The organism is Bradyrhizobium sp. HKCCYLRH1030 (genome assembly GCF_051168395.1).
Lineage (GTDB): Bacteria > Pseudomonadota > Alphaproteobacteria > Rhizobiales > Xanthobacteraceae > Bradyrhizobium.
The window spans coordinates 530,760-543,444 of sequence record NZ_JBNPUY010000002.1 but is presented as its reverse complement, the minus strand read 5'-3'; the positions used below and the strand labels follow the sequence as shown (position 1 = coordinate 543,444).

At 66.5% G+C, this 12,685-nt stretch carries 11 protein-coding genes; 2 read left to right on the top strand and 9 right to left on the bottom strand.

Translation table 11 applies throughout. The features are described from left to right. Window positions 1–209: 209 nt before the first annotated feature. On the bottom strand, window positions 210–380 hold the full coding sequence (locus ACQR1E_RS07815; protein ID WP_434896880.1) for a hypothetical protein: 171 nt from the start codon (window positions 378–380) through the stop codon (window positions 210–212). A 251-nt stretch (window positions 381–631) separates the two neighbouring features. On the opposite strand from ACQR1E_RS07815, the gene ACQR1E_RS07810 reads away from it, so the two are divergent. Further along, window positions 632–1,165, top strand: a complete 534-nt coding sequence (locus tag ACQR1E_RS07810) for a hypothetical protein (RefSeq protein WP_434896879.1) — start codon at window positions 632–634, stop codon at window positions 1,163–1,165. Between the two features lie 516 nt (window positions 1,166–1,681). Here the strand turns inward: ACQR1E_RS07810 and ACQR1E_RS07805 are convergent. From ACQR1E_RS07805 to ubiE, 8 genes are all read right to left on the bottom strand, one after another. Continuing rightward, window positions 1,682–2,404, bottom strand: coding sequence for a nucleotidyltransferase family protein (locus ACQR1E_RS07805; RefSeq protein WP_315751761.1), 723 nt, complete (start codon window positions 2,402–2,404; stop codon window positions 1,682–1,684). A gap of 150 nt (window positions 2,405–2,554) precedes the next feature. Continuing rightward, window positions 2,555–2,860, bottom strand: coding sequence for a PilZ domain-containing protein (locus tag ACQR1E_RS07800; protein ID WP_315751762.1), 306 nt, complete (start codon window positions 2,858–2,860; stop codon window positions 2,555–2,557). 184 nt (window positions 2,861–3,044) lie between these two features. After that, window positions 3,045–4,598 (bottom strand): tRNA (adenosine(37)-N6)-threonylcarbamoyltransferase complex ATPase subunit type 1 TsaE, encoded by a 1,554-nt coding sequence (tsaE, locus tag ACQR1E_RS07795; protein ID WP_434896878.1) that lies wholly within the window; start codon window positions 4,596–4,598, stop codon window positions 3,045–3,047. Beyond that, a complete protein-coding gene (locus tag ACQR1E_RS07790; RefSeq protein WP_434896877.1) occupies window positions 4,595–7,102 on the bottom strand; it encodes a PAS-domain containing protein in 2,508 nt (835 codons plus the stop codon). Before ACQR1E_RS07790 ends, tsaE begins: the two co-directional genes overlap by 4 nt. A 189-nt stretch (window positions 7,103–7,291) precedes the next feature. Beyond that, complete coding sequence (dut, locus tag ACQR1E_RS07785) at window positions 7,292–7,750, bottom strand: dUTP diphosphatase (protein WP_315716902.1); 459 nt, start codon at window positions 7,748–7,750, stop codon at window positions 7,292–7,294. Beyond that, on the bottom strand, window positions 7,747–9,174 hold the full coding sequence (gene coaBC / locus ACQR1E_RS07780; RefSeq protein ID WP_316191508.1) for a bifunctional phosphopantothenoylcysteine decarboxylase/phosphopantothenate--cysteine ligase CoaBC: 1,428 nt from the start codon (window positions 9,172–9,174) through the stop codon (window positions 7,747–7,749). Before coaBC ends, dut begins: the two co-directional genes overlap by 4 nt. A 169-nt stretch (window positions 9,175–9,343) precedes the next feature. Beyond that, window positions 9,344–10,918, bottom strand: a complete 1,575-nt coding sequence (ubiB, locus tag ACQR1E_RS07775; protein ID WP_315716904.1) for a 2-polyprenylphenol 6-hydroxylase — start codon at window positions 10,916–10,918, stop codon at window positions 9,344–9,346. Beyond that, window positions 10,915–11,676 carry a bifunctional demethylmenaquinone methyltransferase/2-methoxy-6-polyprenyl-1,4-benzoquinol methylase UbiE gene (ubiE, locus tag ACQR1E_RS07770; protein WP_434896876.1) on the bottom strand — a complete coding sequence of 254 codons (762 nt, stop codon included), beginning with the start codon at window positions 11,674–11,676 and terminating at the stop codon, window positions 10,915–10,917. The genes ubiB and ubiE overlap by 4 nt, the downstream gene beginning before the upstream one ends. 105 nt (window positions 11,677–11,781) lie before the next feature. Between ubiE and mutM the strand changes: the two genes are divergently transcribed. Beyond that, window positions 11,782–12,663 (top strand): bifunctional DNA-formamidopyrimidine glycosylase/DNA-(apurinic or apyrimidinic site) lyase, encoded by an 882-nt coding sequence (gene mutM, locus ACQR1E_RS07765; RefSeq protein ID WP_434896875.1) that lies wholly within the window; start codon window positions 11,782–11,784, stop codon window positions 12,661–12,663. The last annotated feature ends 22 nt before the right edge of the window (window positions 12,664–12,685 follow it).

The window sequence follows — 12,685 nt, the reverse complement described above, 5'->3', positions numbered from 1 at the left end:
TTCGCTGCTCGCAATGACGGAGACAAACATCCTCATTCCCGCAACGCTTCTCGCGCCCGAGTGATGCAAATCGTTCGCCCTCATCCGAAGCAAGGGCGCAGGGAAGGCCGGGCCTCGGCTGAGGCCCGTGGCCCCCGTGCGTGAAAGAGTGCACGGGGCAGGAACCACAGGTTCAGCCGGAACGACCCGGCCTTCCCTGCGCGACGGTGTTACGGCTTATACGTCCTCTCCTCGGTGTCCGGCTTGTAGCCACCGTCGCCCGCGCGCAGCGTCAGCGCGAGCTTGGCATCAGCGTCGGGATGCCGGGACCTTACGATTTCGCCGTCCTGCCAAAACCGTTCGTCGGCGCGCATGAGCACGCTGCGGTCCTGACAGGCCATCGCATCCCGCGCTCAACGTTCGTGACGACCGCGATACGCCCCTCGCAACGAGGCGGGATGCTGGCATAAGAGCACACTATTCGGAAAAACGAAAGGAAAATCTTCTTGCACGCCGCAAACGTGTCATCAGGGCTCTATTATTCCAAAGAGTACATGTGCTTAGCGGCATAGGCATTGTGATGCCGTTGACTCGCCAAATCCGCGAATCGTGAGTAGTATTCTAGCTCTTCAGCAACCGAAAGGCATGGGCGATGGGTCTGGCTTATGAGAACCTCACTGCCGACGTGCGAGCCCTTATGGTCGAAGAAATTCAGATGGCTATCGCTGACGGTTCCCTCTACGTCAGTTCGTATCTTAGTCCGCGCGGGCGGGAGGATTGGAGCGCGCTCCTTGTAGAAGCAGCCAAGAATGGAAACGACGATACTCTAGCTGCAGAGCTTAAGCGCTTTGCAAGGATTGCTGAGACGACGCAACGTCGAAAGCCTAGCGGGGGCTATACGACGGCTCGAGTACCCTACACGGCAGCTGAAACCATGGCTGAGGGTGAATTCAACAGATTCTATTGTCGCGGGCTCTGCCGCTTCGCACTATCTGCTGGCGTTGAACAGCTTCAAGCATATCGCGCAAAGGCCGTCGCCGAGCCTCGTCCAGGCTCAGAACAGAAGATCGGAATGCTGTTCAATGCCAAAGCTATCCTCGATGATCTGCGAACTTCGGCCGGAGTTGAACCAACGCTTGGCCTGCCGCCCGGCCCGAATTCCGGTCTGACCCTTCGGTTGCCCTAACCTAGCCGAAGTACGGCATCTTGATCAGCAAAATACGAATGCTGATAGTCTTCAGTCTCCAAGACGAACAGTATCGCATCTCCCGCGATCCCGATCCCGTGCTTTCGGCAAAGTTCGGATAACTCGCTTGTGAATTGAGCTGTCATCTTCTGCTCGCCAACGCCCGTATGCGTTGTCGCGAGGTTCGATGCGGCTGAGTTACGCATGACGAAGATTCCTTGTTTGAACAGCAACGTTTTATCTCTTTTGAGGTTCCTCCAGGGATGCTGCGTCGGCTCCCCGGTGACCCTCTGTTTCCGGGGAACCAATGGTAGCGATCCCCGCAGCTTCCATTCTATCACGAATTCCGAAAAAGCGAAAATATAAAACGGCGACTGCCGTTGAAGCGCAATGGTTCTTTTACGCCGGCGCAATGGATTCTCCAGGCATCTGGACGGCTGTAGGAGGAGGCGAGTTCACAATCTTCAGCACAGATCGCGGGGATGCTGCTACCTGATTCGCCCGTCGGGCAGTCCGCTACGCCGCACTCTCCATCAGAGCCTCTTCCGCTTCCGCCACCGCGGCCGGCGTGCCGACATGCATCCAGACGCCTTCGAGGCGGAGGCCGAACAGGCGGTCCTGCTCGTTCGCCTTGTCGAACATCTTCGTCAGCGAGAACTCGCCCTTCGGCGCGCCGTCGAAGATCGACGGCGAGATGATCGCGGCGCCCGCGTAGACGAACGGCACCACCTGATGCTCCCGCCGCTTGCGCAAGGTACCGTCGGCGAGCATCGCGTAGTCGCCTTGACCCGCGTAGCCGATCGAGGTCGCGGTCGGCGCCATCAGCAGCATGATGTCCATGCGCTCCGGATCGAACGCGTCGGCGAGCCGGGACAGGTTCTGGCGCACGCCCTCGATCCACATCGTGTCGGAGTTGACGTGGAAGAACGGCTCGTGGCCGAGCAGCGGCAGCGCCTTGACGACGCCGCCGCCGGTGCCGAGCACCTGGTCGCGCTCGTCGGAGATGATCACGCGGGGCGTGCTGCGCGCCGCCGTGTGCGCGATGATCTGGTCGGCGAGATAATGGACGTTGACGACGGCTTCGGTGACGCCGGCTTCGGCGAGGCGGTCGAGCACATGGTCGAGCAGCGGGCGGCCGGCGACGCGCACCAGTGGTTTGGGCATCGTCTCCGTCAGTGGGCGCATGCGCAATCCGAGACCGGCGGCGAGGACCATGGCTTTGTGCGGCTTGACGGGCATCTTCAGGGCATCTCGATCAACGGTGGCATGTGCGAATCATACCACGCAAAAACATCTATCGTCTCGGCCGGTTGCGATAGCCCGTGCCGATGACGAATATGCGACGGCTGCCCGGCCATCGTGATGCAAGATGCCGCAGTCGTGGCTCGGTCAGGCTTCGGCCGAGGCGCGCTTGTTGGTCTTCTTCTTGCCTTGCTTCAGGAAGGTGACGCCGATCTGGTCGCCATTGACCCAGGCCAGCTCGCAGCGCCGGTAGGCCAAGCCGGTCGACGACAACAGCAGGAAGAACTCCTTCAGGTGCAGGCCTTCGACCGAGCCCTCGACCGTCAGCTTCGCCCCGGTCTCCGAGACGTCCTCGATGGTGCAGTTGCGCCGCCAGGTGCCGTCGATGCCCATCATGAAAGCCGGGATGCCGCGCTCGAAGACGACGCGTTCGCCCTTCATCCGCTCTGCCATCGCAACCTCCATTCACGCGCGGCGCGCAACCGGCGCCGCGGGCGCAAGGTAAAGGGGGATGGCTAAGAACCGGTAAAGCTAAGGAGGTGCGCGGTTTTGGCGCGTTCTCTCTCCACGGCGGCGATCGGCTCCCCTCCCCGCAAGGGGGAGGGGGAGCGCACCGGTGGTGCTGCGAGACGCTGCCTTAAGCCACCCCTGCCGGTGGCGGCACGTTGGCCGCGTACCAGTCGCGGACTGGGTCGAGCGCCGCGTGCGCCAGCGACCGGTGGAGATAGTCCCAGATGCGAGGCTGGTGCTTGAGGTAGTGCGGCTTGCCGTCGCGGCGGTTGAGGCGGGCGAAGGTACCGAGCAGGCGGGTGTTGCGCTGGACGGACATGATCGCGTAGTGCGCGCCGAATTCGTCGGCGTCGAAGTCCGTCGACGCCGCTTGGCGTGCGGCGATGTAGCGCTCTCGGAGCGCCCGCTCGAGTTCTGCCGACACGTCGATGCGGGCGTCCTGCGCCAGGGAGACCACGTCGTAGGCCGGCGGTCCCATCACCGCGTCCTGGAAGTCGATCACGCCCACGCGGGCGATGCCTTCGCGCGCGGGCAGCCAGAGCAGGTTGGGCGAGTGGTAGTCGCGGATCACCCAGGTCGGCTTAGATGTCGGCTTAGATGTGGGCTTGGCCGCGAGCGGCGTCTCCAGCAACTCGCGCCATATTTCCAGGAATTCGGCGCGTAGCACCTGCGACAGCTCCACGCCACGGTCGGGCAGGTACCATTCGAGCATCAGGCCGATCTCGATCAGCATGGCTTCGACGTCGAAGGTCGGGACCTCGTAGGTCACCTGCGGCGCCAGCGGCAGCACCGAGGGGACGTCCTGCGCGTGCAGCGCGGCCAACAGATCGGTCGCGGCCTCGTAGCGCTCCACGACCGGTCGTGGCGGGTCGCCCTCGATCACGCCCTCGCGTCCGAGATCCTCGGTGATGAGAAAGCCGTGGCCGAGATCGGCGTCGTTGATCTTCGGCGCCGAGATGCCGCGCCCGCGCAAGGCGGCGGCGATCGCGACGAATGGGCGGACGTCCTCGGCGAGATGCACGGCGCCGCTATAGGGCTTGCCGTTGTAGATCGCCGGGCCGTCGGGCCGCTTCGGCGAGTTCATCAGGATGGAGACGCGCTCGCCCTTGTGGAGCCGCGCATAGGAGCGGGTCGAGGCATCGCCGGCCATGCGCTCGCGGCGCGATTTGGCGTGCCCGGCCTCGGCGAGGAATTCGCGCAAGGCTTTCAGCCGTGCAACCACCGCGGCCGCCTTGCCGCTGCCGGTGATCTCGGCGCTGCGGGCGGTGTCGCCCTGCGATGGATCGTGGCGCAGCGCGATGTCGACGCGATCCAGCGGGAGAGTGCCGCCGGCGCGCTCCGGCCATTCGATCAGCACGACGGTCGCCTCCGGCAGCGGCGACAGGCCGATCTCCTCGAGCTCCGATGCGTCGCTGATGCGATAGAGATCGGCATGCACCAGCGGGAAGCTCGGCAGGTCGTAGCTCTGCGCCAGAGTGAAGGTCGGACTCGGCACCTCCAGCTCGTCGTCGCCGGCGAGATAGCGGATCATCGCCCGCGCCGCCGCCGTCTTGCCGGCGCCGAGATCGCCCGTGAGCGTGATCAGTGCACCCGGGCCGATCAGCAGCGCGAGATCGGCCATCAGGGCGGCGGTGGCGGTCTCGTCCGCCAGCGTGGTGGTGAATGTCAGCTGGTCCGTCATTCCGCGGCGTTGCGTTGCGCGACGTGGTCGGTCGGGAAGTCACAGGTGACCGTGGTGCCCTTGCCGACCACCGAATCCATCCGCACCCTGCCGCCATGCAGCTCGACGAAGGAGCGCACCAGCGACAGTCCGAGGCCGGCGCCGCGATGGCGCGAGCCCTGCGAATGGCTCTCGAACCATTCGAACACCTTGTCCTTCACCTCGGGCGGAATGCCGGGGCCGGAATCGGTGACCGCGAAGATGACGCTGTGGTCGGTGCGGCGGGCGCTGACGACGACGCTCGAATCCGGCGGCGAGAAGCCGACGGCATTGGCGAGCAGATTGTAGAGCACCTGCACGACGCGGCGCTCGTCGCCGACGAAAGAGCCGACATCAGGGTCCACCGCGATCGTCAATCGGATGCGATCCGTGGCAAGCCGGTCCTGCACGCCCTCGGCGGCGGCCTCGATCGCCTTGGCGGCGTCGACAGGACCGAGCTCGAGCTTCATGGCGCCGGCATCGATGGTGGCGAGGTCGAGAATGTTGTTGGTCAGCGCCAGCAGCGCGTTGGTGGATTTGGTGACGTAGTCGAGATACTCGGCCTGCTTCGGGGTCAGCGGCCCGGTCGACGGATCGGACAGGAAATGTGCGAAGCCGATGATCGTCGTCAGCGGCGCGCGCAGCTCGTAGGACACGTGGTGGACGAAGTCGATCTTCATCTGGCCGGCGGCTTCGAGCGCCTCGTTGCTCTCGCGCAGGGCTCGCTCGACATTCTCGGTGTCGGTGATGTCCTGGAAGGTCAGCATGGTCGCGCCGTCGGGCAGCGGGCGGCTCATGCAGTCGAGCACGCTGCCGTCCTTGCGCTCGAGCTTCAGCGCAACGTCGAGCCGGTTCTCGATCGACGTGATCGCCTCGCGGATGGTGCGCCAGGCGACCGCATCGTCATAGAGCTGATGGCACCAGGATTCCACGGTGTCGATGTGCGGATGCTCGCGCAACTGATCCGGCGACAGCCGCCACATCTTGGCGAAGGCCGGATTGAACAGCTCGACCCGGCCGTTCGAGCCGAACACCGCGACGCCCTCGGCAAGGCTGTCGAGGGTCTCGCGCTGGACCCGGATCAAGCCGTCGAAGCGGCGGGCAAGCGCGAAGCTCTCGGTGACGTCGTCGAACAGATAGGTGACGCCGCCTTCCGGGTTCGGCGTGGTGACGACCGACAGCGCGCGGCCGTCGGGCAGGAACCAGGTGTCCTTGGCGGCCTCGACGGCGCGATAGGCCTCGTGAAGCTTGGCCTTCCAGGCCCGGAAGTCGGCCTGCTCGGGCAACTTGCGCGCGGCGCGAAGACGGTCGAGCACCGACGAGTCATCCGGCTGGCTGTCCAGGAAGGCGGGATCGAGACGCCACAGCCGGCGGTAGGAGTCGTTGTAGAAGGCGAGCCGACGCTGGCCGTCGAACACGGCTACGCCCGAGGACAACTGATCGAGCGTGCGCCGGTGTGCTTCCCGCATCCGCACCACGGCCGCGTCCAGGGCCGCCGCCTCGCTGGCGTCGATGGCGACGCCGGCGCTGCCGTGTCCCAGCATGAAGGCGCGCACGTCGTACATGCGGCGCTCGCCGCCGGTCACGATCGGCAGCCGGCCCTCGAAACGGCCGTTGGTGGCGAGCGCGCGCTGCAGGTCGACACGGTCGGCCGAGTCGAGCAGCTCGATGTTGCGGCCGATCGCGTCCGGCACGTCGCGGGCATCGGCGGCACGGGCATAGGCGGCGTTGACGTAAGCGAGAGCGCCATTGGCCTGCCGTGCCCAGATCGGCCACGGCAGCGCCGCTGCCAGCGCGCGCAGCGACTCCGTCTCCTCGCCGAGCGCCTTGAAGCGGAGCTGCGTCTCGGCGAGCTCGCGGCGCAGGCCGGACAATTCGCGGATACGCACGATGGCCTGGCCGCCGATGGCGCGGCCCATCGCCTCGATCGCATGGCCGTGCGAGGTGGTGAGATTGAGCATGAAGCCTTCGCCCGCCTCGCGCAGCGCGTCGACGGCGCGGTCGAGCTGCAGCGCGGGCTCCGGCGGCAGCCAGGTTCCAAAGGCGAGAATGCGCTGCGGCTGATCCTGCGGCACCAGCATCGAGGTGTCGCCGGAGATCTGCGGACGGTGGCCGCCGGCCGGCCAGGCGATCAGGATCTGCGGCTCGGCGAACAGCAGCGCACGGTAGCGATCGGCCTGCAATTGCAGCCCGGCGACGTCGGCGCGCAGCCGCGCTTCCTTCCGGCCGGCCGCCAGACGCGTGCGCACCAGCGCGACCGCGGCGACGACGGAGAAGCCGAGCAGCGCCAGCATCGCCGTGACCTCGGCGATATCAGGACGGCTCAGCTCGAACAGCGTCGTGATCGCATCCGGCGGCACGCCATCGCCTGCGAAGCCCGGCGTCGCCGGCGCAAGCGCAGTCGCAGCGAGACCCATCAGGCCCTTGCGCGCAAGTGACGTGCACGACAGCAGCGTCTGACGCATCACCACGATCACGCCCGACATATTTGCCCCAAACCGCACGAAGTTCCGCGCGGCGCCGATCGCGTCGACCGCGCCGTCTCACGAATCAATCAACCATAACCGCTTCGGGACTCCAGCGGTAAGAGTCCAGACCGTGAACGATGGTTGCGCCTGAGGAAAATGCGTCCGCCGATCGACTCTTTCGAGTCGGAACGGTGGCAAGCCCGTAGTTCAACGGCCCGTCGAGCCGAAGCCGCCGCTGCCGCGCGCGGTCGTCGTCAAGGTTGTCGCGAGGCTGAGCTCGGCGCGCGCGACGGCGGCGATCACCATCTGCGCGATGCGCTCGCCGCGGCGGATCGTAAACGGTTCCTTGCCGTGGTTGATCAGCAGCACGCAGATCTCGCCGCGGTAGTCCGCGTCCACCGTGCCCGGTGAGTTCAGCACCGTGACGCCGTGCCGCGCAGCGAGCCCCGAACGCGGCCGCACCTGGGCCTCGTAGCCGTCGGGCAGCGCGATCGACAATCCCGTCGGCACCATCGCATGGCCGCCCGACGCAAGGACGAGCGGAGCATCGGGCGGAACCGCGGCGAGCAGATCGAGCCCCGCGGCATGTGCGGTCTGATAGGCCGGCAGCGGCAGGCCCTCGCCATGCGGCAGGATCTGCACGTCGATCGCGATCGTCTGTGTCACGCAACGGGTCCCATGGTTCTGGCGATCTCGGCGACGAGCGCAGTCGCGACCTCGTCCTTGGTCATGATCGGCCAGGACGCGACATGGACGCCATCGGCGTCCTTCGTCAAGAGATGTACGGTGTTGCGGTCGCCGCCCATCACACCGGTCGCGGCCGAGACGTCGTTGGCGACGATCCAGTCGCAGCCCTTGCGGGCGAACTTTGCCTTCGCGTTGTCGATCAGGTGCTCGGTCTCGGCGGCGAAGCCGATGACGAGACCAGGCCGCTTCTCCTGCAGCTTCGAGATCGTGGCGAGGATGTCGGGGTTCTCGACCAGCGTCAGCGGCGGGATCGCCTTGTCCGTCTTCTTCAGCTTCTGGCCGCCCTCATTGGCGACGCGCCAGTCGGCCACCGCCGCGGCGAAGATCGCGACGTCCGCGGGCAGCTCGGCCTCGACGGCGTCGAGCATCTGCCGCGCCGATTCGACGTGGGTGACGCTGACGCCCTTGGGGTCGGCAAGCTCCACCGGTCCTGCGATCAGCCTCACGTCGGCGCCGGCGGCCTGCGCGGCGGCGGCGATCGCAAAGCCCTGCTTGCCGGAGGAGCGGTTGGCGATGTAGCGCACCGGGTCGATCGGCTCGTGGGTGGGGCCCGCGGTGATCAGCACGCGGCGGCCGGCGAGCGGGCGCGGCGTCGGCGGCTTGAGCATGGCGACGACGGCGTCCGCAATCTCGGTCGGCTCGGCCATGCGGCCGACACCGGCCTCGCCCTTCTCCGCCATCTCGCCGGCGTTCGGCCCGATCATCTGGACGCCGTCGCGCTGCAGGGTCGCGGCGTTGCGGCGCGTCGCCGGATTGCTCCACATCATCGGGTTCATCGCCGGCGCCAGCAGGATCGGCCGGCTCGCCGCGAGCAGGATGGCGCTGGCGAGGTCGTCGGCGGCGCCGTGCGCCATCTTCGACATCAGGTCGGCGGTCGCCGGTGCCACCACGATGAGATCGCAGTCGCGTGCGAGCCGGATGTGGCCGACGTCGAACTCGCTGCGCGCGTCGAACAGATCGGTGAAGACACGATCTCCCGACAGCGCCGATGCGGCGAGCTCGGTGACGAATTGCGTCGCCGCCTTGGTCAGCACGCAGCGGACCTGGATGTGGCGCTCCTTGAGCCGCCGGATCAGGTCGAGCGATTTGTATGCGGCGATGCCGCCGCCGATGATCAGGGTGACGCGGGCCTCGCGCGTCTGGCCGGGCTGGGGGACGAGCGGGGCGGAGAGGTTGGCTGGAGCTGGCGGCGCCATCGGCGGCTCGGATGGATCGGCAGGCTCGATCAGCGCGCGCAGGATGACCCGGACTTCCTCCTCGACGGAGCGCCCGTTCTGCGCCGAGCGCAGTCGCAGATAGGTCTTGAGAGATTCGTCCAGCTTGCGGATGGTCAGGCTCGCCATGACCGCCTCCCCAGCATTGCCCTTGTGAAGGCAATGCTAGCAGAAAATGATAGCAGTGCAATCAGTAGACACCAATGCCGATTGGTGAGCCTAGCTATTTGCCGCCGTCATTCCGGGCTCGCGCTTCGCGCGCCCCGGAATGACGAGTGGAGAGAGCGGGGCTCTCAGGTCACAGCCTGAGCACCGCGAACAGAATGCCGATGAAGGTCAGCGCGATGACCCACAGCGCGATGGCGCGCCAGCGGCTCTTCTTGCCTTCGGTGCGGCCCATGGCGGCGATGGTTTCCGGCGACAGGCGCAGGCCGTCGCGGGTCATGGTCTCCATGTGCTCCAGCACGGCGGCGGCGCGGGCGGCGAGCACGGGCAGGGTCGCGCTGAGCCGGACCAGGTCGCCGACGCCGGACACGGCGCCTTCGATGCGGCCGAGCGGGCCGAGATTGCGCTCGATCCATTCGCGCACCACGGGATCGGCGACCTTCCAGATGTCGAGCTTGGGATCGAAGCCGCGCGCGACGCCCTCGACCACCACCATGGTCTTCTGCAGCAGGATCAGCTCCGGCCGGGTGCGCATGTCGAACAGGCCGGTGACCTCGAGCAGCAGGGTCAGCAGCTTGGCCATCGAGATTTCTTCGGCCGTGCGGTTGTGGATCGGCTCGCCGATGGCGCGGATGGCCTGGGCGAAATTCTCCACCGAATGATGCGGCGGCACGTAGCCGGCCTCGAAATGCACTTCGGCGACGCGGCGATAGTCGCGGGTGATGAAGCCGAGCAGGATCTCGGCGAGGAAGCGCCGCTCCTTCATGCCGAGCCGGCCCATGATGCCGAAATCCACCGCGACCAGCCGTCCCTGCTGGTCCAGGAACAGGTTGCCCGGGTGCATGTCGGCGTGGAAGAAACCGTCGCGCAGCGCGTGGCGGAGAAAGCTCTGGATCACCTTGCGGCCGACGTCGGGCAGATCGACATTGGCCTCCGCGAGCCGGGCGTGATCGTTCAGCGCGATGCCGTCGATCCACTCCATCGTCAGCACGGTGTTGGCGGTGCGATCCCAGTCGACCGTGGGTACGCGGAAGTCCGGATCGTCCTTGATGTTCTCCGCCATCTCGGAGAGCGCAGCGGCCTCCAGGCGAAGGTCCATCTCCATCGCGACCGAGCGCGACATCGTGTTGATGACCTCGACCAGCCGCAGCCGCCGCGCCTCCGACGAATGCGCCTCGGCCTTTTCGGCGACGAAGAAGAAATCGGAGAGGTCGCGGCGGAAGCGCGAGGCGACGTTCGGCCGAAGCACCTTCACCGCGACCGGACGACGAATGCCGTCGCGCTCGACCTCGCCGCGATGCACCTGCGCGATCGAGGCGGCGGCGACCGGAGGACCGAGATGCGTGAACAGCTGGCTGATCGGGCGCTCGAGCGCGGTGGCGATGACCGCCTCGGCCTCGGCCTGCGGGAATGGCGGCAGCCGGTCCTGCAGCGATTCGAGGTCGCGCGCCATGATGACGCCGACGACGTCGGGCCGCGTCGCCAGGAACTGGCCGAGCTTGAGATAGGCCGGGCCCATGCGCTCCAGCGCCCGCGACAATCTTGGCCCGGACTTGGCGCCGGGGCGCTCGACGAGGCGCGCCAGCTTCAGCGCGAGCTGGCCCGGCGGCGGCGCCAGGCTCGGATCGACGGCGCCGAACACGCCCTCGCGCGCGAACACGAAGGCGGCCCGGGCGAGCCGCGTAATGTGGGTGAGTGCGGAGATCACAAACGCCAGCCGGAATGAAGCGCGACGATGCCGCCGGAGAGAGTCTGCCAGGACGCGCGGGAGAAGCCGGCCGCCGAGATCATCTCGGCGAAGGCGCTGGGGCGCGGAAACTGGCGGATCGATTCGACGAGGTAGCGGTAGGACTCGGCATCGCCGGTGACGGCGCGGCCGAGCTGCGGGATCACATTGAAGGAGAACAGGTCGTAGAGCTTGTCGAGCCCTGGCATTTCGACAGTGGAGAACTCCAGGCACAGGAAGCGGCCGCCATGCTTGAGCACGCGGAAGGCCTCGGCGAGCGCGAGCTCGATCTGCGGCACGTTGCGGATGCCGAAGGCGATCGTATAGGCGTCGAAGGAGCGGTCGGGAAAAGCGAGCTTTTCGGCATTGCCCTCGATGAACGAGACCTTGTCGTCGAGATATTGCTTCAGCGCCCGCTGGCGGCCGACCTCGAGCATGTCGCTGTTGATGTCGCACACGGTGGCATGGAAGCCGGCGCCGGCCTTCCTGGCGGCGCGGAAGGAGATGTCGCCGGTGCCGCCGGCCACGTCGAGCAGCGCAAACGGCGCATCGCTCTTCGGTGGGTTCAGCGTGTTGATCATGATGTCCTTCCAGACGCGGTGCAGTCCGCCCGACATCAGGTCGTTCATCAGGTCGTAGCGCTGTGCCACGCTGTGAAACACGTCGTTCACCAGCGTCTGCTTCTCGCCCAGAGGCACGTCCCTGAAGCCGAAATGAGTGGTTTGGTCCGGCTGATCCATCACCCTTACTCCGATACGGCACCATAGCGCTGATGCGGCCAAGGCGCTATCACGTCAGCCGGACAAGGTGAATGGTCGCGGATGCAAAAGGTGAAATGAGCCGGCATGCCTGAGCTGCCCGAAGTCGAGACCGTCCGGCGCGGGCTGCAGCCCGTCATGGAAGGCGCCGTCATCGTCAAGGCCGAGGCCCGGCGCGGCGATCTCAGGTTTCCGTTCCAGCCCGATTTTGCGAAGCGCCTGCAGGGCCAGACCGTCAGGGGACTCGGCCGGCGCGCCAAATATCTGCTGGCCGACCTCGGCTCCGGCGACGTGCTGCTGATGCATCTGGGCATGTCCGGCTCGTTCCGGGTGATCAAGCCGGAGCACGAGGAGACGCCGGGCGAGTTTCACTATCCGCGCGGCAAGGACAGCGTGCACGACCATGTCGTGTTTCACATGTCGTCTGGCGCCGACATCGTGTTCAACGATCCGCGCCGCTTCGGCTTCATGAAGATCATCGGCCGCGGCGAGATCGAGACCGAGCCGCACCTGAAGGATCTCGGGCCCGAGCCGCTCGGCAACGAATTCGATGCCGCCATGCTGGCGCGCGCCTGTGCCGGCAAGAAGACCAGCCTCAAGGCGGCGCTGCTCGACCAGCGCGTCGTCGCCGGCCTCGGCAACATCTATGTCTGCGAGGCGCTGCTCCGCGCCCATCTGTCGCCGCGACGGCTGGCGGCGACGCTGGCAACGAAGAAGGGCGAGCCCACGGATCACGCCAGGCGTCTGGTGGAAGCGATCCACACCGTGCTCAACGAGGCCATCCGCGCCGGCGGCTCGTCGCTGCGCGATCACCGCCAGACATCAGGCGAACTCGGCTATTTCCAGCATTCGTTCCAGGTCTATGACCGCGAGGGCGAGCCGTGCCGGACGGATGGCTGCGAGGGCGTGGTGAAGCGTTTCGTGCAGAACGGGCGGTCGACGTTCTGGTGCCCGAAGTGCCAGACGTGAGGGGACCTCCTGTCCGCCGAGT